The 20,445-nt window shown below is 62.5% G+C and carries 21 protein-coding genes; all 21 read right to left on the reverse strand.

Features of this window, described 5'->3' with window-relative positions:
• Positions 1–129: 129 nt before the first annotated feature.
• The 21 genes from AACY42_RS08180 to AACY42_RS08280 all read right to left on the reverse strand — a co-directional run bounded on the left by AACY42_RS08180 (position 130) and on the right by AACY42_RS08280 (position 20,442).
• Positions 130–981, reverse strand: coding sequence for an urease accessory protein UreD (locus AACY42_RS08180; protein WP_339478466.1), 852 nt, complete (start codon positions 979–981; stop codon positions 130–132).
• Positions 982–1,011: 30 nt separating this feature from the next.
• Entirely contained in the window at positions 1,012–1,710 is a 699-nt protein-coding gene (gene urtE / locus AACY42_RS08185; RefSeq protein WP_339478468.1) for an urea ABC transporter ATP-binding subunit UrtE, read from the reverse strand.
• 132 nt (positions 1,711–1,842) lie between these two features.
• Positions 1,843–2,703, reverse strand: coding sequence for an urea ABC transporter ATP-binding protein UrtD (gene urtD / locus AACY42_RS08190; protein WP_339478470.1), 861 nt, complete (start codon positions 2,701–2,703; stop codon positions 1,843–1,845).
• Complete coding sequence (gene urtC / locus AACY42_RS08195) at positions 2,700–3,779, reverse strand: urea ABC transporter permease subunit UrtC (RefSeq protein ID WP_339478472.1); 1,080 nt, start codon at positions 3,777–3,779, stop codon at positions 2,700–2,702. Before urtC ends, urtD begins: the two co-directional genes overlap by 4 nt.
• Entirely contained in the window at positions 3,779–5,281 is a 1,503-nt protein-coding gene (gene urtB / locus AACY42_RS08200) for an urea ABC transporter permease subunit UrtB (protein WP_339478473.1), read from the reverse strand. Before urtB ends, urtC begins: the two co-directional genes overlap by 1 nt.
• A 100-nt stretch (positions 5,282–5,381) precedes the next feature.
• Complete coding sequence (gene urtA, locus AACY42_RS08205; RefSeq protein WP_339478474.1) at positions 5,382–6,647, reverse strand: urea ABC transporter substrate-binding protein; 1,266 nt, start codon at positions 6,645–6,647, stop codon at positions 5,382–5,384.
• A gap of 409 nt (positions 6,648–7,056) precedes the next feature.
• Positions 7,057–8,067, reverse strand: coding sequence for a FecCD family ABC transporter permease (locus AACY42_RS08210; protein ID WP_339478476.1), 1,011 nt, complete (start codon positions 8,065–8,067; stop codon positions 7,057–7,059).
• Positions 8,064–9,011 carry an ABC transporter substrate-binding protein gene (locus tag AACY42_RS08215; protein WP_339478477.1) on the reverse strand — a complete coding sequence of 316 codons (948 nt, stop codon included), beginning with the start codon at positions 9,009–9,011 and terminating at the stop codon, positions 8,064–8,066. Before AACY42_RS08215 ends, AACY42_RS08210 begins: the two co-directional genes overlap by 4 nt.
• Positions 9,008–9,796 carry an ABC transporter ATP-binding protein gene (locus AACY42_RS08220; RefSeq protein ID WP_339478479.1) on the reverse strand — a complete coding sequence of 263 codons (789 nt, stop codon included), beginning with the start codon at positions 9,794–9,796 and terminating at the stop codon, positions 9,008–9,010. Before AACY42_RS08220 ends, AACY42_RS08215 begins: the two co-directional genes overlap by 4 nt.
• A gap of 141 nt (positions 9,797–9,937) precedes the next feature.
• A complete protein-coding gene (locus AACY42_RS08225) occupies positions 9,938–11,317 on the reverse strand; it encodes a PepSY-associated TM helix domain-containing protein (RefSeq protein WP_339478481.1) in 1,380 nt (459 codons plus the stop codon).
• A gap of 161 nt (positions 11,318–11,478) precedes the next feature.
• On the reverse strand, positions 11,479–13,605 hold the full coding sequence (locus AACY42_RS08230; RefSeq protein ID WP_339478483.1) for a TonB-dependent copper receptor: 2,127 nt from the start codon (positions 13,603–13,605) through the stop codon (positions 11,479–11,481).
• A gap of 83 nt (positions 13,606–13,688) precedes the next feature.
• Positions 13,689–14,072, reverse strand: coding sequence for a DUF2946 domain-containing protein (locus tag AACY42_RS08235; RefSeq protein ID WP_339478485.1), 384 nt, complete (start codon positions 14,070–14,072; stop codon positions 13,689–13,691).
• A gap of 39 nt (positions 14,073–14,111) precedes the next feature.
• Complete coding sequence (locus AACY42_RS08240) at positions 14,112–14,591, reverse strand: copper chaperone PCu(A)C (RefSeq protein WP_339478486.1); 480 nt, start codon at positions 14,589–14,591, stop codon at positions 14,112–14,114.
• Positions 14,592–14,636: 45 nt separating this feature from the next.
• Positions 14,637–15,035: a DUF2946 domain-containing protein gene (locus AACY42_RS08245; RefSeq protein ID WP_339478487.1), complete on the reverse strand. Its 399-nt coding sequence runs from the start codon at positions 15,033–15,035 to the stop codon at positions 14,637–14,639.
• Between the two features lie 221 nt (positions 15,036–15,256).
• On the reverse strand, positions 15,257–15,547 hold the full coding sequence (locus AACY42_RS08250) for an addiction module antidote protein (RefSeq protein ID WP_024617344.1): 291 nt from the start codon (positions 15,545–15,547) through the stop codon (positions 15,257–15,259).
• Between the two features lie 3 nt (positions 15,548–15,550).
• On the reverse strand, positions 15,551–15,853 hold the full coding sequence (locus AACY42_RS08255) for a type II toxin-antitoxin system RelE/ParE family toxin (protein WP_310366832.1): 303 nt from the start codon (positions 15,851–15,853) through the stop codon (positions 15,551–15,553).
• 192 nt (positions 15,854–16,045) lie between these two features.
• A complete protein-coding gene (locus tag AACY42_RS08260; RefSeq protein WP_339478491.1) occupies positions 16,046–16,774 on the reverse strand; it encodes a cobalt-precorrin-6A reductase in 729 nt (242 codons plus the stop codon).
• Positions 16,771–17,868 carry a cobalt-precorrin-5B (C(1))-methyltransferase gene (locus AACY42_RS08265; protein WP_339478492.1) on the reverse strand — a complete coding sequence of 366 codons (1,098 nt, stop codon included), beginning with the start codon at positions 17,866–17,868 and terminating at the stop codon, positions 16,771–16,773. The genes AACY42_RS08260 and AACY42_RS08265 overlap by 4 nt, the downstream gene beginning before the upstream one ends.
• Entirely contained in the window at positions 17,861–19,072 is a 1,212-nt protein-coding gene (gene cbiE / locus AACY42_RS08270) for a precorrin-6y C5,15-methyltransferase (decarboxylating) subunit CbiE (RefSeq protein WP_339478493.1), read from the reverse strand. Before cbiE ends, AACY42_RS08265 begins: the two co-directional genes overlap by 8 nt.
• Before the next feature lie 119 nt (positions 19,073–19,191).
• On the reverse strand, positions 19,192–20,094 hold the full coding sequence (locus AACY42_RS08275; protein WP_339478495.1) for a zeta toxin family protein: 903 nt from the start codon (positions 20,092–20,094) through the stop codon (positions 19,192–19,194).
• 156 nt (positions 20,095–20,250) lie between these two features.
• Positions 20,251–20,442 (reverse strand): hypothetical protein, encoded by a 192-nt coding sequence (locus tag AACY42_RS08280; RefSeq protein ID WP_339478496.1) that lies wholly within the window; start codon positions 20,440–20,442, stop codon positions 20,251–20,253.
• Positions 20,443–20,445: the final 3 nt, after the last annotated feature.

Consider the following 20,445-nt stretch of genomic DNA (forward strand, 5'->3'; position numbering starts at 1 on the left):
AAAATTACAGATCCTTGAATACAGCCCCTGTGGGAGCGAGCCTGCTTGCGATAGCGGTGTGTCAGTCAACATGTAGGGTGAATGTTCCATTGCTATCGCGAGCAGGCTCGCTCCCACAGAAAAGCAGATTCAGGTACTCCAGATTCTCGGTGGTACGGCCTCTCGCCCCAGCATTGCCGGGCGTAGTAGTCGCCACAATTCAATCAACCACCCCCGCGCCAGCAACGCCTCGCTCGCCAGGCAGCGGGCCACGACCAGGCCGGGCAATTGGGTCAGGTCGCCGCGCACGGCATGGCCCAGGGATCGGCAACGTTCCAGCAGTTCGCTGTCGATCTCGCCGGTCACCAGCAACGTGGCAAACACCGGGTCACCGCCCAGCCCGATGGGCGAGTCGAGCAACCCATCACCGCCCACAATGCGCTGGCGTTCATGCCACAGCAACTGGCCGTCGCGGCGAATGTCCAACCGTGACTGAAAGTGCCCCAGGTCGAACCGCTCGCCGCTGGCCGGTCGGCCGAGGGCAACCATGTCCCAGTAGAACAGGCGCCCGTCGCCTTGCAGGTCGATGCAAGTGCTGAGTTCGGCCCGGGCCGCGCTGAAGACGATGGTTTCCTGGGGCAGCCATTCCAGGGTCGCGCCCGGGGCCACGCTCAGGCTCAACTGCTGGTACGCCGGGCCGGCGGCGCGATACCACTTGGCCGCGCCGGGGCTGGTCAACTGCGCCCAGGCGCCAGGGCCGACGTGGGCCGAGATGTCCAGTCGGTCACCGCCGGCAATCCCGCCGGGCGGGTGGACGATGATGTGCTGGCACACTTCGGGCCCTTCGGCGTACAAGTGCTTCTGCACCCGCAGCGGGCCTTTATGGCGGCGCTGTACCGGGCGCGTGCAATCGCCGAATCGGGCGTAACCCAATTCCAGCTCGGCATGCCAGCTGGGGCTGAACAGGGCCGAAGGTGCCAATGAAGAGACAGGTAGATTCATGATTTCTGATTATCGTCAGGACGCTAAAGACTAGATCGTAACCAGCCCGCGCACACCCTCGGTTTCCATATTTTCTCCACGGCCCTGCTGCACGATCTCGCCCCGGGACATCACCAGGTACTGATCGGCCAGCTCGGCGGCGAAGTCGTAGAATTGCTCTACCAGCAAAATCGCCATGTCGCCCCGGGCCGCCAGTTTCTTGATCACCACGCCGATCTCCTTGATCACCGAGGGCTGGATGCCTTCGGTGGGCTCGTCGAGAATCAGCAGGCGTGGACGGCTGGCCAGCGCCCGGCCAATGGCGAGCTGCTGTTGCTGGCCGCCAGACAGGTCACCGCCACGCCGCTGTTTCATTTGCAGCAGCACCGGGAACAATTCGTAGATAAACGCCGGCACCTCCTTGGCTTCGGAGCCGGGAAACCGCGACAGGCCCATCAGCAGGTTTTCTTCCACGGTCAGCCTTCCGAAAATCTCCCGGCCCTGGGGCACGTAGGCAATGCCGGCATGCACCCGTTGGTGTGGCTTGAACGCGGTGATGGGCTTGCCTTCCCAATTCACCGCACCTTCCTTGGCCGGCAACAGCCCCATCAGGCATTTGAGCAGGGTGGTCTTGCCCACGCCGTTGCGCCCCAACAGGCACGTCACCTCGCCGACCTTGGCGTCGAACGACAGGCCCCGCAGGATGTGGCTACCGCCGTAGTACTGGTGCAGCTTGTCGACTTGCAGCATCTCCAAATCTCCTAGAACCCCTGTGGGAGCGAGCCTGCTCGCGATAGCGGTGGGTCAGCTTGCATTGTTGTCGAATGTGCCGCCGTCATCGCGAGCAGGCTCGCTCCCACATAAAAGCCAACTTCTATCGCCTCAGCGACCGAGATACACCTCGATCACCCGCTCATTTTCCTGCACCTGTTCCAGCGACCCTTCTGCCAGCACGCTGCCCTGGTGCAGCACGGTGACGTGGTCGGCAATCGCGCCGACAAAGCCCATGTCGTGTTCCACCACCATCAGCGAATGCTTGCCCGCCAAGGACTTGAACAGCTCGGCGGTGAAGTCGGTCTCGGCGTCGGTCATGCCCGCCACCGGCTCGTCGAGCAGCAGCAATTGCGGGTCTTGTACCAGCAGCATGCCAATCTCCAGGAACTGCTTTTGCCCGTGGGACAGCAGCCCCGCAGCGCGGTTGACCGAGGGGGTGAGGCGGATGGTCTCGAGCACTTCGTTGATACGGTCGTGTTGCTGTCCAGTGAGTTTTGCCCGCAGGCTGGCCCACACCGACTTGTCGGTCTTGAGCGCCAGCTCCAAGTTCTCGAACACGCTCAACGCTTCGAACACCGTGGGCTTCTGGAACTTGCGGCCGATGCCGGCCTGGGCGATCGCCACTTCGCTCATGCTGGTCAGATCCAGGGTTTCGCCGAACCAGGCCTTGCCGTGGCTGGGCCGGGTCTTGCCGGTGATCACGTCCATCAGGGTGGTCTTGCCGGCGCCGTTGGGGCCGATGATGCAGCGCAATTCGCCGACGCCGATGTACAGGTTCAAAGCGTTCAAAGCCTTGAAGCCGTCGAAACTGACGCTGATGTCTTCCAGGGTCAGGATGGTGCCGTGGCGGGTATTCAGGCCCACGCCGGCGGCTTGGCCGAGGCCGATGGCGTCGCGACTGCTGCCCTGGTCTTTGTTGGGTTCAAGGATGGGTTCGAGCATGAAGTCGGCCGTCGGGGTGATTCTCATTGTCCGCCTCTCTTTTTTAGCAAGCCGATCACACCTTTCGGTAGATACAGCGTCACAACGATGAACAGTGCTCCGAGGAAGAACAGCCAATATTCAGGAACCGCCACGGTGAACCAGCTCTTCATGCCATTGACCACGCCGGCGCCCAGCAGCGGCCCGATCAGCGTGCCGCGTCCACCGAGGGCGACCCACACAGCGGCCTCGATGGAGTTGGTCGGCGACATTTCGCTGGGGTTGATGATGCCCACCTGCGGCACGTACAACGCCCCGGCCAGGCCACACAGCACCGCACTCAACACCCAGACGAACAGCTTGAAACCTCGGGGATCGTAGCCGCAGAACATCAGGCGGTTTTCCGCGTCACGCAGGGCCGTCAGCACCCGGCCAAACTTGCTGCGGGCCAGACGCCAGCCGATGAACAGGCTCGCCACCAGCAACACCACAGTGGCGAAAAACAGCACCGCCCGGGTGCCCGGCTCGGTGATGCCAAAGCCCAGGATCGAGCGGAAATTGGTAAAGCCGTTGTTGCCGCCAAAGCCGGTTTCGTTGCGGAAAAACAGGAGCATTCCGGCGAAGGTCAGGGCCTGGGTCATGATCGAGAAATACACGCCCTTGATCCGCGAGCGGAAGGCGAAGAAACCGAATACCAGCGCCAGCAAGCCCGGCGCCAGCACCACCAGGCACATCGCCCAGAGGAAACGGTCGGTGCCGGCCCAGTACCAGGGCAACTCGGTCCACGACAAGAAGGTCATGAACGCCGGCAAGCCATCGCCGGCAGTCTGGCGCATCAGGTACATGCCCATGGCGTAGCCGCCCAGGGCGAAGAACAGGCCGTGGCCCAGGGAGAGCAAGCCGGCGTAGCCCCAGACCAGGTCCAGTGCCAGGGCGACGATGGCGTAGCAGAGAATTTTGCCCACCAGGGTCAGGGTGTAGGCCGAGACATGCAGCGGATTGTCCGCCGGCAACAGTGACAGCAACGGCAGGCTCAGCAGCACGGCCAGGATCACCGTGCCGACGACGAGGGTGACTTTGGGGCCGGCCTTTTGCGTGGCCGTGAGCATCAGGGGCTGGTTCATCAGTCGATTACCCGTCCTTTGAGCGCGAAGAGGCCTTGCGGACGCTTCTGGATGAACAGAATGATCAGCGCGAGGATCAGGATCTTGCCGAGCACGGCGCCGATCTGTGGTTCTAGGATCTTGTTGGCGATACCCAGGCCGAACGCGGCGAACACGCTACCGGCCAACTGGCCGACGCCGCCGAGCACCACCACCAGGAACGAGTCGATGATGTAGCTCTGGCCCAGGTCCGGACCGACGTTGCCAATCTGGCTCAAGGCCACGCCGCCCAACCCGGCGATGCCCGAGCCGAGGCCGAAGGCGAGCATGTCCACCCGCCCGGTGGGCACGCCGCAGCAGGCGGCCATGTTGCGGTTCTGGGTGACGGCGCGCACGTTCAGGCCCAGGCGGGTCTTGTTCAGCAGCAGCCAGGTCAGCACCACCACGAACAGCGCGAAGGCAATGATCACGATGCGGTTGTACGGCAGCACCAGGTTCGGTAACACCTGGATCCCGCCCGACAACCAGGCCGGATTGGCGACTTCGACGTTCTGCGCGCCGAATACCAGGCGCACCAGTTGGATCAACATCAGGCTGATGCCCCAGGTGGCGAGCAGGGTTTCCAGTGGGCGCCCATAGAGGTGACGAATCACCGTGCGCTCCAGGGCCATGCCGATGGCGGCGGTGATGAAAAATGCCACCGGCAGGGCGATCAGCGGATAGAACTCGATGGCGTTCGGGGCGAAGCGCTGGAACAGCAGCTGCACCACATAAGTGGAGTAGGCGCCCAGCATGAGCATCTCGCCGTGGGCCATGTTGATCACCCCCAGCAGGCCGAAGGTGATCGCCAGGCCGAGGGCGGCGAGCAGCAGGATCGAACCCAGGGACATGCCGCTGAAGGCTTGGCCCAGCAACTCGCCCACCAAGAGTTTGCGTTTGACCTGGCTGAGGCTGGTTTCAGCCGCGGTGCGCACAGCGGCATCGGTTTCGACGCCGGGTTCGAGCAAACCTTCCAGGCGCGTGCGGGCCAGTGGATCGCCGGTTTCCCCCAGCAGGCGGACGGCGGCCAGGCGCACGTTCGGGTTGCTGTCCACCAGTTGCAGGTTCGCCAGCGCCAGGCTCAGAGCGGCATGCACGTCTTCGTCCTGCTCGCCGGCCAGTTGCCGATCGAGAAGGGTCAGTTGCGCGGGGCGCGCGCTTTTTTGCAGTTGCTGCGCCGCACCCAGGCGTACGCGGGCATCGACGGCGAGCAGTTGATGGCTGGCGAGGGTGTTTTCGATCAGCCCGCGCAAGCGGTTGTTCAGGCGCAGGGTCTTGGGTTGACCCTCGACGGTCAACTGGCCCTGTTGCAGGGCGTTGATCAGTTCAACGCGCTCAGGCTCCGGCTGCGCGGCCCAGCTTTCCAGGAGTTTGGCCTGCTGGGTCGGGTTGGCGGCGACGAAGTCTTCGGCGTCGCCGGCGTGGGCCTCCAGTGGCAACAGCAGCACCAGGGCGAGGATGAGGCGGTAAAGGGCGGTGGGCATATTGTTGGCCTTGCGCAAACTTTCTTTTGTGGGAGCGAGCCTGCTCGTTCCCACAAGGGGTGGGTGTTGACCCCTAGACCCAGGGCCGACACCCATGGGCTCAGTTGCTCTTCACCGCATAGTCGGGCTTCTTGTCGTTGCCGGCGATGAACGGGCTCCACGGTTGCGCGCGGATCGGGCCTTCGGTCTGCCAGACCACGTTGAACTGACCGTCGGCCTGGATCTCGCCGATCATCACTGGCTTGTGCAGGTGATGGTTGGTCTTGTCCATGGTCAGGGTGTAGCCCGATGGTGCGGCGAAGGTCTGGCCGGCCAGGGCTTCGCGGACTTTGTCGACGTCGGTGGACTGGGCTTTTTCCACTGCTTGCGCCCACATGTGGATGCCGACATAAGTGGCTTCCATCGGGTCGTTGGTCACTGCTTTATCAGCGCCTGGCAAGTTCTTGGTCTTGGCGTAGGCTTTCCAGGCGTCGACGAATGTCTTGTTTGCCGGGTTATCCAAGGATTCGAAGTAGTTCCACGCCGCCAGGTTGCCTACCAGTGGCTTGGTGTCGATGCCGCGCAGTTCCTCTTCGCCCACCGAGAACGCCACAACCGGTACGTCGGTGGCTTTCAGGCCCTGGTTCGCCAGTTCTTTATAGAACGGTACGTTGGAGTCGCCGTTGACCGTGGAAATGACTGCGGTCTTGCCACCAGCCGAGAACTTCTTGATGTTGGCGACGATGGTCTGGTAATCGCTGTGACCGAACGGGGTGTAGACCTCTTCGATGTCCTTGTCTGCCACACCTTTGGAGTGCAGGAACGAGCGCAGGATCTTGTTGGTGGTGCGCGGGTAGACGTAGTCGGTGCCCAGCAGGAAATAGCGCTTGGCGCTGCCGCCTTCCTCACTCATCAGGTATTCCACCGCCGGAATCGCCTGCTGGTTCGGTGCTGCACCGGTGTAGAAGACGTTTGGCGACATCTCTTCGCCTTCGTATTGCACCGGGTAGAACAGCAGCCCATTGAGCTCTTCGAACACCGGCAGCACGGATTTACGCGACACCGACGTCCAGCAGCCGAACACCACGGCGACCTTGTCCTGGGTCAGCAACTGGCGGCCCTTTTCGGCGAACAACGGCCAGTTCGACGCCGGGTCCACGACCACTGCTTCAAGCTGCTTGCCGTTGACCCCACCCTTGGCGTTGATCTCATCAATGGTCATTAACGCCATGTCCTTGAGGGACGTCTCGGAGATCGCCATGGTGCCGGACAGCGAATGCAGGATGCCGACCTTGATGGTCTCGGCGGCCTGGACGGTCCAGGTCATGCCCATCGCGGCAATGCTTGCCGAGAGTGTAAAAGCCTTGATCAAGCTACGACGCTTCATTGTGCGATCTCCGTGGTCTTTTGAGTTTTTTTCGAGGGCAGATGCAAACGCTGAAAGCGCTTTTGCAAGGGGTGTGCCCGGTCGGGGGAAGGCTTTGAAATGCGGGGTTGGCGCGGGGGGTGAGGGCGCGAATGCACCATGAGTGAACGCGATGCGGGGGCTGGTGCGAGGAGGAGCGCCACATTAGTGCGTGCGCGAAGAGCTGGGATACGTTGCTTGTGAATACCAACCTGTGGCGAGGGAGCTTGCTCCCGCTGGGCTGCGCCCGTAGGCGCTGTCGAGTGCAACGAGGCTGCGATCTTTCCCCAGACACTTGAGTCTCAAGCGAAAGATCAGAAGATCGCAGACTTTGCCAGCTCCAGGGCCCAGCGGGAGCAAGCGCTCTCCCACGGATGGTGTGCCTCTGCGTCTATCGGCGGCGCATCAGGCCGATGAAGAACAGCCCGCCAATGGCCGCGGTAGCGACACCAATCGGCAAGTCTTCCGGGGCGATCAACGTCCGCGCCGCGACGTCCACCCACACCAGGAACAGGCTGCCAAGCAGCACGCAGGCCGGCAGCAACCGACGATGCTCGGCGCCCACCAGGCGCCGGGCAATGTGCGGCACCATCAGCCCGACAAAACCAATCGAGCCGCTGATGGACACCAGCACGCCGGTCATCAGCGAGGCGATCAAGAAGATCCACAACCGCACCTTCGCCGCGTTCAGGCCCAGGGTCACGGCGGTCTGTTCGCCGGCCATCAGCGCGTTCAGCGGCCGGGCCATGCCGAGCAGCAACACCAGCCCCAGCACCACACTGGCCGCTGGCACCACCAGCAGTTCCCAGCGGGCCAGGCCCAGGCCGCCGAGCATCCAGAACATCACCGCTGAACTGGCGCGATGGTCACCGAGGAACAACAACAGGTTGGCGGCCGCCATCATCACGAAGGACACCGCCACGCCGCACAGCAACAGGCGATCACTTTCCAGACGACCCTGGCGGGCAGCGATGGTCAGCACCAGCAGCATGCTCAGCAGCGCACCGATGAACGCCGCCAGCGGCAGGGTCAGCAGGCCGACGATCTCGCCGACATGCAGCACCACGATGACCGCTCCCAGAGTCGCGCCGGACGTGACGCCCAGCAAGTGCGGATCGGCCAGCGGGTTGCGCGTGACCGCTTGCAGCACCGCACCGATCAACGCCAGCCCCGCGCCGACCAAGGCACCGAGCAACAGCCGCGGTACGCGGATCAGCCAGACGATATGCTCCTGGCCCGGCGTCCAATGGACCTCGCCCACCCCGAAGGCCTTGTTCAGCAGAATGTCCCAGACCACGGCCACCGGCACCCGCGCCGGCCCGAAGCCCAGGGACACCACGCACGACACCAGCAGCAGTGCGCCGAGGAGCGTCAGCAGGGCGCCGTAGCGACGACCGTTCATTGGCGGTGAAAACCCCGCGCCAGGGTTTGCACCGCCAGCACGTTATCGATGCCCGGCGTGGCCTGTACGTAGGGAATCACAATGAAGCGCCGTTGCTGGATCGCCTCCACCGATTGCAGGGCCGGGTTGTTCAACAGAAATTGTTGCTTCTGCTCGGCGCTGACTTCGCCGTAATCGACAATCACGATGACTTGCGGGTTGCGCTCGACCACGTTCTCCCAGTTCACCCGGGTCCAACTGGTTTCCACGTCATCAAGGATGTTGCGCCCACCGGCCGCGTCGATCAGGGCCTGGGGCATGCCCAGGCGCCCGGAGGTCATGGCGCGGTCTTCGCCGCTGTCGTACAGAAACACACGGAGTTGATCGGGCGGCAGGTGTTTGCGCACTTCGGCCACCTGGGCTTGCATCGTGGCAATCAGCGCGTTGGCGCGATCCTGCACGTCGAAGATCTTCCCGAGGTTGCGCAGGTCGTTGTAGGTGTCCTCCAGCGAGGCCGCTGGACGCTTCATCACGAACGCGCAGGATTCGGTCAGTTCGTAGACATTGATGCCCAGCGGTTGCAGGGTCTGCGGGGTCAGGTCGCCGCCCACCCGCATGCCGTAGTCCCAGCCGGCGAAGAAGAAATCGACGTTGGCATTGAGCAGGGTTTCCACCGAGGGGTATTTGGCGGCCAGTTCCGGCAGGCCATCGAGGATCTTCGCCATCTCGGGCGTCACCGACTTCCAGCCGCTGATGCCGCTGTAGCCGACCATGTGCGGTTTGAGGCCCAAGGCGAGCATCATCTGGGTCATGTTGATGTCGTGGCTGACAGCGTGCCGAGGTGCCTCGTTGAACACCACTTGGCGATTGCAGCTTTGGATCGTCAACGGGTAGTGGGTGGCTTCGGCCAAGGCGTGGGCACTGCCCAGCAGCAGGGGCAGCAACAGCAGGGAACGCAAGGTCATGGTTGGGTTATCCAGGTGATTCGTGGGTAGCCGGACAGCGGGTGTTCATCCACCAGGGCTTCGATGCCGAACACCTCGCGCAACAGCTCGACGGTGAGGACGTCCTTGGGCGTGCCGCTGGCGACGATGCGCCCGTGTTCGATCACGTACAGGCGGTCGCAGAAGGCGGCGGCCAGGTTCAGGTCGTGGAGGCTGGCGAGAGTGCCGATGCCCAGGCCCTTGATCAGTTGCAGCAATTGCAATTGATAGTGGGGGTCGAGGTGGTTGGTCGGCTCGTCGAGGATCAGCAACTGCGGTTGCTGGGCCAGGGCGCGGGCGAGGATCACCCGTTGCTTCTCACCGCCTGAGAGGGTGGCGAAGGCATGGTCGCCAAAGCCTGCAAGCCCGGCCGATTCCAGTGCCTGGCGCACCAGCCGACGGTCCTCGTGATTGTCGCCGTCGAACAGGCCTTTGTGGGGCGTGCGGCCCATGGCGACCACTTCCTCGACCGTCAGGCCGAAGGCGTTGGGAAACTCTTGCAGGACCACGGCGATGCGTTGGGCGCACCAGCGCGAGGACTGTTTCCAAACGTTGTGATGCTCGAGTTTGACCTCGCCACTTTCTGGCCGGCTGAAGCGATAGGCGCAACGCAACAGGCTGGTCTTGCCACTGCCGTTGGGCCCGATCAACCCGACAAACTCTCCGGCTGCCACCCGCAACGTCACGTCACGCAGCTGAAACTGGTGATGACAGTGGCCATGGCCCAGGGGCGTCCAGGCGAGGTGGGAGAGGGTTAGGGAGGGCATGCATTTACTCAAATTAATGGATCGACACACAGCCCCTGTGGGAGCGAGCAGGCTCGCTCCCACAGTTTGAACTGTGTTCGTGGTTTGGAAAGCGGGCGCGATTGTAGGGGGTTCGCACCGCCTTCCGTTAGCGCACTGTCTTCAGTTTGAAGATGAGGCAATCTCAGGCTGGCGATTGAAACGGGTGACGAGGCGATCCAGCAAGCCCATCACCAGCAGCGAAGCCCCCACCAACGGAAACACCACTGCCAGGGCCAGCATGATGAACACCCCGGCCTTCCAGGTCGGCAGGTCGTGACGCAGCGGCGGTACGCCGAACTTGCCCTCTGGCCGGCGCTTCCACCAGATCACCAAGCCACTGACGGCGCTGAGTAGGATCATCAGGCAGATCAGCAGCACAATGATCTGGTTCAGCGGGCCGAACATCTTGCCTTCGTGCAGCATTACGCCGGTTTCGGTGGCGCGGGCGACGACGCTGTAGTGCGCCCAACGCACATCGGCCAGGACCTTGCCGGTGTACTGGTCCACGTGCAGGGTGGCGTCGTTTCGTGGGTCATCGGCGAACACGGCGACGGTGAACACGCCGCTGGCCGTGGTCGGCAGGGTGATGCTGTAGCCGGGCGTGACCTGGCGCTCGGTGGCGATGTCCTGCACCGCTTGCAGGCTGACAGTCGGGACGGCGGGCCCTTCGTGCATGCCGCCGTGGCCCATGTGCTCGGCATGGTCGCCGGACGTCGGCATCGGCGTGTTTTCCACAGCCCATGGCACGGTCTGGCGGTGGGCGTTGTTGAGGCTGCCGGCCTCGACATCGGACTTGGGCACGTCATTCCACATCGCCGCCGGGAAGCGGTTCCAGAGATTGGCGTATTGCTTGCCCCAGAAGCCGGTCCAGGTCATGCCGCTAAGCAGCATCACCAGCAGCAACGCCGCGCCCCAGAAGCCGACGACGACGTGCAGGTCGCGCCAGAACAGCCGACCGCGTGCACTCCAGCGCGGCCACAGCACGCCGGCCGATGATTGCCCGCGCGGCCACCACAGGTACAGCCCGGAGACCACCAGCACCACGCCCCAGCCGGCGGCCATTTCCACCAAGCGGTCACCGACGGTGCCGATCAGCAATTCGCCGTGGATGGCCCGGGCCATGGCTTGCAGGTTGTTCTTCGCATCCTGCTCGCCGAGGACATCGCCGTGGTACGGGTCGATGAACACGTTCAGTTCCCGGCCCTGGTCGATCACCACGAATTGCGCGCTGCGCTCGGCGTTGACCGGCGGCAGGTACTGTTTGACCTGGCCTTGGGGGTAGGCCTGGCGGACCTGCTTGAGCAGGTCGTCCGCCGCCAGGGTGTGATGCCCGGCCGGCACGTTCAACAGGCTGCCGTACATCAGCGGATCGAGTTGCGGTTTGAACAGGTAAATGATGCCGGTCAGGGCCAGCATCACCATGAACGGCGCCACGAACAGCCCGGCATAAAAATGCCAGCGCCAGGCCAGGTTGTAGAAATTGGGTTTCGGTTGGCTCATTGCAAAGCGCTCCGCAGGGCAAATAGATTGTTATGTTTTGCGGTTGCTGCGCAACCGATCGCGGGCAAGCCTTGCCCCCACAGTATTCGTCATTGCTGTGGAACATGTTGCGTCCCTCAGCAATGGAGTCCCTGTGGGAGCAGGGCTTGCCCGCGATGCTTTTAGAAACTCATATCCACCTTGGTCCAGAGCGTGCGCCCCGGTTCGTTGATGGCCTGCGGGTCACTCGCCGGGTAGCCGAACCCGGCGTTGCCGGCCAGGTTCAGATGTTCGGCGTAGGCTTTGCCAAACAGGTTGTCGACGCCGCTGCTGACCTTCCAGTGCTTATTGATGCGGTAGGCACCGTTGAGGGAGAACACCCCGAACCCGGAGCTTTTGCCGTAGTCCTTGCCCACCACGTTGCCCTTGTTCTCGTCGACCCGGTGCTGCGCCGCCACCACACGCCACAGGGCGCCGGCGCTCCAGCGGTCTTCGCTGTAGGTCAGGCCTAGGCGTGCGTCCAGCGGCGGCATTTGCGCCAGGGCGCTGCCGTCGCTGCTGTTCTTGCCCCAGGCGTAGGCCAGGGTGGCATCGGCCTTCCAGCGCTCGGTCAGCTTGTAGGCTGCGCCCAGCTCACCGCCCATGATCCGTGCATCGATGTTCTCGGCCCGCGAGGTGGTGCCCATCATGCCGGGCGTGTAATCGAACAGGATGTAGTCGCGCACCTGCCCGACATAACCCGACGCCCAGGCTTCGAGGGTTTCGGTCTTGTACTGCAGGCCGAAGTCGAGCTGGGTGGTTTTCTCTGGCTTGATCGCGTCGAAGGCATTCAGCGAGCCGCTGGGGCCGACGTTCGCCGAGAACAGCTCCCAGTAGTCCGGGAAACGTTGCGCGTGACCCACGCCTGCATAGAGGGTGGCGTGGCTGTCGTCCAGGTCGTGTTCGTAGCGGATGAAGCCGCTGGGCAGGGTGTCGGCGCGGGTGTCATCGGCGGTGGGATTGGCGCGCGCCGACATGCCGGAACCGATGCTCTGGCGGTAGTCCTTGGCCGAGGCACGGTCGAGTCGGGCACCGGTGATCACCCTGTCGCGGTCGGCGGCGTACCAGGTCAGTTCGCCGAACACCCCGTAATTGTGGAAGTCGGCGTCCTTGGTGTACGGCAGGTCCTTATAGGTGTCCACGCCCATGCTGCTGCGTTGGCGATGCTCGTTGGTCTGGGCGTCCAGGCCGCTGATCAACTGCACATCGGCCCAGCGCCAGGTGGCCTTGATGCGGGCGCCGAGGGTGCGGCGGTCGACGTTGGAGGCCATGGGCCCGGCCATCATCCCGGTGCCTGACGGCGTGCGCAGTGTGTAGTTGTCCATCACGTGGTCGGCGTAGTTGTAGTAGACCTGGGCCTCGACCTTGTCCAGCACCTCGCCGATGTTCGAGCGTTCGAAACGCAGCCCGAGGCTTTCGCGCTTGAACTGCGAGCCGTCCATGCCACGCCCGGCGTAGCGTGCTTCACCGTCGCCCTTGCCGGCCGTCAACTCCAGCAGGGTATCGGCGTCTGGCGTCCAGCCGAGGGTGACGTCGCCGTTCCACTTGTCATAACGCGACGGCACGGTGTCGTTATTGCCGTCGCGGTAATCGTCCGAATGGGCGGTGTTGCCGATCACCCGTACATAACCCAGCGGCCCACCGGCGGCGGCATCCACCACTTTGTCGAAACGGCCGTTGGAGCCGGCCAGCACACTGGCGTTGATCCGGGTGCCGAGTTCGCCGAACTGTTCCGGCTCGCGCTCGAACAGGACGGTCCCGGCCGATGCGCCGGGGCCCCACAGCACGGTTTGCGGGCCTTTGATAACAGTGAGCTTGTCGTAGGTTTCCGGCGATATGTAGGACGTCGGCGCGTCCATCCGGCCCGGGCAAGCACCCAACAGCATGCTGCCGTTGGTGAGAATGTTCAGCCGTGAGCCGAACATGCCGCGCAACACGGGGTCGCCATTGGTGCCGCCGTTGCGCACCAGGGCAAAGCCAGGAATGGTCTTGAGGTAGTCGCCACCGTCGCTGGCCGGCACCGGTTGGCGCGGGTCCTTGGGGTTGGTGACGACGGTCAGGGGTGAGCTGGGGGCGATGGCGGTGATCACCGTCGGGCTCAGTTCTTCGACCTGATGGTCATGATGCTCTTGCTCGTCGGCCAGCACGAGTGGGGTGAGCAGCAGGCCGCAGAGGGCGGCGATGGTTTGGCGCAAACGAACCCGTGGCTCGTTCAGGGGGCAGCGCACCTGGGCAGAGCCCAACGCGATGCCAGCAGAAAACCTGGACATGATGATTCCATCGAACAAACGTAGACGACACGGTCGGGCAGCCTGGGGCTGTCTTGTGCGACCGGGTGAGTTAAGTGTCGGGCTTACGCGTCGAGGGGCGGTGCGCGGGTGCGGGCACCCGGGAAGAACGCCGGCCAGGCATGGCCCAGGCGTGGGGAAAGGCTGGTGTAGGTGTTGGTGTGGGGGGTGTCAAAGACGGCGAAGGTGTGACCGCCAGGCAGCGCGGGGCAATTGAACAGCAGGCTGCAATAACCGCATTTTTCCCAAAGCGCATGATGTTCGCTCTGGGGCGGGCAGTATTCGGCTGCCGGCGCCTCGTGCACCGACATGTCCATGGACACAGGCATGGACATGCGCTGACCCATCGGCATCGACTGGGAAATCAGCGGACCGACAAAGATCATCAGCATGGCGAACAGACTGATCCAGCTGCCGCGTGTCAGGCTCAGGGGCTGGCGGCGGGGCATGGATGGCCTGGCGCGAAGGGTGGGCACGGGCGACTACGTCTACTGGGCGTGCATGTGTGTCTTGGTGCCGTCGGGTGCTTTTTTCTGCACCGCGATGTTGACCGTGACATCCCCCGCTTTTTCGAAATGCAGGGTCATGGCAAAGCGTTTGCCATCGCTGAGCAGGCTGCGGTCCTTCAGGTCCAGCAGCATCACGTGATACGCCATCGGCGCGAAGGTGACGGTCGCACCGGGGGCGATCTCCACCACGGGCACCGGTTGCATTTTCATCAGGTCGTTTTGCATCACATGCTCATGGAGCTCGGCCTTGCCGGCAATCGGCGAGTCGACGCTGAGCAGCTTGTCGGCGCTCGTGCCGCCGTTGTGAATCACGAAATACGCGGCCACGGTCGGTGCGTTGGGCGGCAACTCCTGGGACCACGGATGGGCGATCTCAAGTTCGCCCACCTTGTATTGGTGAGCTTGGGCGAAGCCGAGGGGAAGCAATAGGGCAGCCAGCAGGATAAGTCTGTTCAACATGGCGATTCTCCGGAACGATTCAGGGCGCAGGTGTGTGCGGAAGAATCAGGCCAGAGGCGAGGCGCGAGGATTGAGACTGGGCCATTGCTGGCGTGGCGTGGGGCTGTCGAGCTTGGAATGGACGGCGGCACGATGGTCCAACTGTGCATCCAGATACAACTGCGGGACGTGCCCGGCGAGCGCCACCAACGGCGCCGGCCCTGAGCAGCACCAGCAATGCTGCATAGTCGAGTGATTGTCTTTCTGTGGCGTGCCCTGTTCGAGCTTGCCCAAGGATATCGCCACCATTTTCGTGCCGCTGGACGAGCAGAAACTGCCCCACAGCAGTTGTTCGGCCGGCGAATTGGCCATCGCGCCAGCGCTGTTGGAAAGCGGCATGGCAAGCATATTGAACAGCACTGCGAAGCAGGCGATCCAGGCAAATGCAAGCCGTTGTCGGGACATGGGGCAATCCGCTCGGTTGGGCGATCAGGTGGCGGTATTTAGCCTGATCGGGGTTGAGAAGTAAAAAGGCCACGTGCGGTGTAGGGTCGCAGGGCTGGTGTTAACAGTAGCAACAGATCTTCGAGTGAGTGCTTTTGTGGCGAGGGAGCAAGTTCCCTCGTCGTGTGTTTTTGATCAATCGGTATTCAATCACTCCAATACAGGAGGGAAGGGAACCTCTGTCAAATGGCCGTCGCATGTAACCTCAAGCCCAAAGCTTTCATGACTTTCATGATAGTTGTGAACTCCGGATTGCCCGTACTTCCCAGTGCTTTGTAAAGACTCTCTCGCCCCAGGCCTGCATCACGAGCAATCTGCGTCATGCCCTTTGCCCTGGCAATATCGTTAAGAGCTGCTCGAACCAGTACGCCGTCACCCGCATCCTCTTCAAAACAGGCATCCAGATAAGCGGCCATTTCCTCAGGCGTCTTGAGGTAAGTGGCTGCATCGAAACGTGTGAATTCTTCAGTCATGATTCACTCCTCATTACCCATGGTTTGCGCCATTTGAACAGCGCGTGCGATATCCCGTTTCTGAGTCGATTTGTCACCTCCCACAAGCAGCAAATAAAGCACGGAGCCTTGACGGGAGAAGTACACTCTGTAGCCCGGACCCGAGTGAATACGCATCTCATACACTGCGTTACCCACCGGTTCGCAATCACCAAAATTTCCATGCTCTGCCGATCGGAGCCTGGCAATGATGCGAGCTTTCCCAGCAATGTCCTTCAACCCGTTAAGCCAGCTTGAGAATACTCGGGACTGTTCAAGTTCGATCATTCGGATCGTATTCCTTGGGATACACATTGGCAAGCAGCACTTTCCTCGGCACGAGACGGGTCGCTCATGCTTAATGACTGCCAGGTGCTGCGGTGGGTATTAAGGAGCGGAACTATAGAATTGAACGTCTTGGACGAAACAGCCGGCTTCGTCTTGAAAACTTGTCAGAAATGTCGCGCGAATGTGCTGAATTCAGAACCCGTTTTGTACGGATAAAGCGTCCAGCATTTCATTGATCTCTCCAAACTCCCTATCCACCCCCATCAACACCGGCCGCTTCAACACCAACACCGGCACCCCTCGCTCCCGCGCCACCTCCAGTTTCGGCTCGGTAGCCGTGCTGCCGCTGTTCTTGCTCACCAGCACATCGATCTGCCGCCGTTCGAACAGTTCGCGTTCACCGTCAATGTGAAACGGCCCACGGGCCCCAATCACTTCGCAGCGCTCATTGCCGGGGTAAACGTCCAGGGCACGCAGGGTCCAGAATTGCTCTGGTGGGATTTCATGCAGATGTTGCAGGGGTTCGCGACCGAGAGTAAACAGGGGGCGGTGGAAGGGTCGCAGGGCCTGGATCAGTTCGCTCCAGTCGGCCACTTCGCGCCAGTCATCGCCGGCCTGGGGCTGCCACGCCGGGCGGCGTAGGGCCCAGCAGGGGATGGCGCAGGCGCGGGCGGCGTGGGCGGCGTTTTGGCTGATCTGGGCGGCGTAGGGGTGGGTGGCGTCCAGCAGCAGGTCGATACCCTCGGCGCGGATGAAGTGCGCCAACCCTTCGGCGCCGCCATAGCCGCCGACGCGGACCTGGCAGGTCAAGTCGGTGGGGACGCGGCCGATGCCGGCCAGGCTGTAGATGTGTTGTGGACCGAGGGTGCGGGCGATGGCCAGGGCTTCGGTGACGCCACCGAGCAGCAGGATACGTTTCATAACAAGGCTCCGGCGTGGCCGACAATCCCGCCTTGGCGGTCGATGGCGAAGACCTCGACCTGGACCTGGGCCGGCACCACGCTGCGAGCGAAGGCCAGGGCGTGTGCGCACACCTCGTCGCCGAGGGCGATGCCGGCGGCGCTGGCCATGGCCAAGGCCTGTTGGCTGGTGTTGGCTTCTCGGATGCCCTGCTGCAAAACCTCATCGGCACCGATGGCGGCGGCCCACTCGGCCAACTGTGGCAGGTCAATGCTCGAGTGACGGCTGTGCAGGTCCATGTGGCCGGCGGCGAGTTTGCTGATTTTGCCAAAGCCGCCGCAGAGACTGAGCTTTTCCACCGGGACCTTGCGCACATGCTTGAGCACGGCGCCGACGAAGTCGCCCATTTCGATCAGGGCGATTTCCGGCAGGTTGTAGACCCGGCGCATGGTGTCTTCGCTGGCATTGCCGGTGCAGGCGGCGATGTGCAGGTAGCCGTTGGTTTTCGCCACGTCGATGCCCTGGTGGATCGAGGCAATGTAGGCCGCGCAGGAGAATGGCCGGACGATGCCGCTGGTGCCAAGGATCGACAGGCCGCCAAGAATCCCCAGGCGTGGATTCATGGTTTTCAGCGCCAGGGCTTCGCCGCCCTCGACATTGACCGTGACTTCGAAACCGCCGGCATAACCGCTGTCCTCGGCCAGCCGACCCAGGTGGTCGTTGATCATTTTGCGCGGCACCGGGTTGATCGCCGGCTCACCGACGTTCAGCACCAACCCCGGTCGCGTCACCGTGCCAACGCCGCGACCAGCGACGAAACGTACACCGGGCTCGGCGATCAAGCGCACGTGGGAAAACAACAGGGCGCCGTGGGTCACGTCCGGGTCATCGCCCGCGTCCTTGATCGTCCCGGCTTCGGCGCCTTGTTCGGTCAGCCGGCAGAACTCCAGGCGCATCTGCACCTGCTTGCCCTTGGGCAGGACGATATCCACGGCATCGGCTTCGATGCCGCGCAGCAGTAATCGAGCGGCTGCCAGGCTGGTGGCCGTGGCGCAACTGCCGGTGGTCAGGCCGCTGCGCAGGGGCGCGGGTTGTTCGGCGGTTTCGTCACGCATCGAGAGGTTTCGTCAGGTCCAGCAGGGTGATCGGCAAGGCCTGGCGCCAAGTGTCGAACTCGCCCAAGGGCTGGGCCTGGGCGATGTGGATGCGGGTCAGTTCACCGCCGTGGCGTTCGCGCCAGTGCATCAGGGTCGTTTCGCTTTGCAGGGTCACGGCGTTGGCGACCAGCCGACCGCCGGGCTTGAGTCGGGCCCAGCAGGCGTCGAGCACGCCTTCGCGGGTGACGCCGCCGCCGATGAACACCGCGTCCGGACGCTCCAGGTGCTCCAACGCCCGTGGGGCTTTGCCGCGAATCAGTTGCAAGCCGGGCACGCCGAGGGTGTCGCGGTTGCGTTCGATCAAGCCTTGGCGGCCTTCGTCGGCTTCGATGGCCAGGGCCCGGCAACTGGGGTGGGTGCGCATCCATTCGATGCCGATGGAGCCGCTGCCGGCACCGACATCCCAGAGCAACTCGCCGGGCATCGGGGCGAGGCGGGCGAGGGTGATGGCGCGCACGTCACGTTTGGTCAACTGGCCGTCATGTTCGAACGCGGTGTCTGGCAAACCGGCCAGGCGTGACAGGCGCGCTGTGGACGGTTCGGCGCGGCATTCGATGGCGATCAGGTTCAGGTCGGCGCCGCTCGGGTCGGACCATTGTGTCGCCGTACTTTCGATCCGTCGTTCTGCCGCACCGCCCAGGTGTTCCAGGACGGTCATGGGGCTGGGGCCGAAGCCGCGCTCGCGCAGTAGCGTCGCCACGGCGGCAGGGCTGTGGCGGTCATTGCTCAGCAGCAATAGCCTGACGCCTGTGGATAAATGCACATTGAGCGCTGCCAGGGGGCGCGCTACCAGCGACAGCGTGACCACGTCTTGCAACGGCCAGCCCATGCGTGCTGCGGCCAGCGAGCAGGAGGATGGCGCGGGGATGACCAGCATCTGATCGCTCGGCACCTGTTTAGCCAGGCTGGCGCCCACGCCATAGAACATCGGATCGCCGCTGGCCAGCACGCACACCGGTTCACTCCGTCGCGCCAGCAGCGGCTCAAGGGAGAACGGGCTGGGCCACAGTTCCCGTTGGCCGCGGATGCACAGTGGCAGCAGCGCCAGTTGCCGGTCGCTGCCGACAATGCGCGACGCCCGCAGCAAGGCATGGCGGGCCGTTCGGCCCAGGCCCTTGAAGCCGTCTTCACCGATGCCCACTACGGTCAGCCAGGGGGTCATCTCTGTTCCTCGAATAGATGGGGTTGATCGACAGGCGTGTTACAGCCGCGAACCGGGCCGCCATCATACCGTGCCCCTTGGGTTAAGGCGCGAACCTGAGGGCACGGGTTTGGTTGGGGTTATCGGTACACATACCTGAGGATATAGCTGTAAAGATCGTGATAGAGGGAGTCGGGCATCGGTGTAGTCAATGTCTGAGTCGCGAGCAGTGCCCGGTGACATTCCTTTACCATTTCCTCGCGGTCCTTCAATTCATAGATAGGACGACGGGTGGTTGTTTGGAAAAGGCTTGCATAGTTTTGCTGGTCCCCTGCAATGGTCAAGGTTCCTTCCGTATCTTTGGTATAGGTGCTCTGCGCGCGCAAAGGTCGTTCTTTGAACGCACCAAACCCACGCTCATAAAAATAGAATGTCGAACCGCTAACTGCTTGAGCGGCCGCCTCCAGAGCCGGAAGTGCCGCTATTGCATGGTCTAGGCTGGCGTCGAGCATTGGCACCGTGACGAACCTCTCCAATTCACCTGCTTGAATGTTTTTGAAGGCTCTCTTGATGCTCGATAAATGGGCGAAATCTTTACAGCAGGCGACGATGTGCGTTTCGAACTGATAACCAGCCGCTGTTGCCGATGGAGGGAAAGCTGCGAAACCCTGACTGTCGAAGGCTGCCTCCATGATGATGTTGTATTTTTGGGTGAACGCCCTCTCGAAGATTTTCTTGCCGATGTCCCGAATGAACGCTTCGGTGTGCTCGTAAGCGTGCAGAACACCGTGTTCTATGAGTCTCGCGTAACGGGGATGTTTTTCTCGGTATTCGGGCAGGTACAGCCGAACATAATTGTCGTAGCGCCCGGAGGGCAGCAGACTTCTTTCCAACAGGTAGCTCTTACCCGAGCTTTGCAGGCCTGCGACGACGAGAATCTTGGGTACCGGCTCGGCGGTGACGTCTTTGAACAGCGCGAGAGCGATGTCATCAAACGCTGTTGTGAGTTCTTGTTCGGTGTAGTTGTTTGAGTTTTCTGACATATCTCGATTTCCTTATCGATGATGAAGTAACTGACTGCCTTATGAATAAAGCGGAGTTTCTCTGTTTGTTCAAAGGTGCTTTTGTGTCGATGTATGTGGTTGTTTGGTAAAGAAAAAATTCTTACGTCGGTCGGGTGGATGATCCGCCCGGGATACTCAGTCATCTTCAAATCCTATGGGGATTTGCGTGCTCGCGATGGCCGCGTCACTTTCGACATCATTTTGTTCTGGCAGACCGCTATCGCGAGCAAGCTCCCACATGGGAATTTGCGGTGCGCAGGGGATTTGTGTGCCGGCTCTCAGCAATCCGACCGGTAAGCTTTTCATGACCCCCGGCAAAGCAGGCATAAT

The sequence above is a fragment of the Pseudomonas sp. RL_5y_Pfl2_73 genome, assembly GCF_963970515.1.
GTDB lineage: Bacteria > Pseudomonadota > Gammaproteobacteria > Pseudomonadales > Pseudomonadaceae > Aquipseudomonas.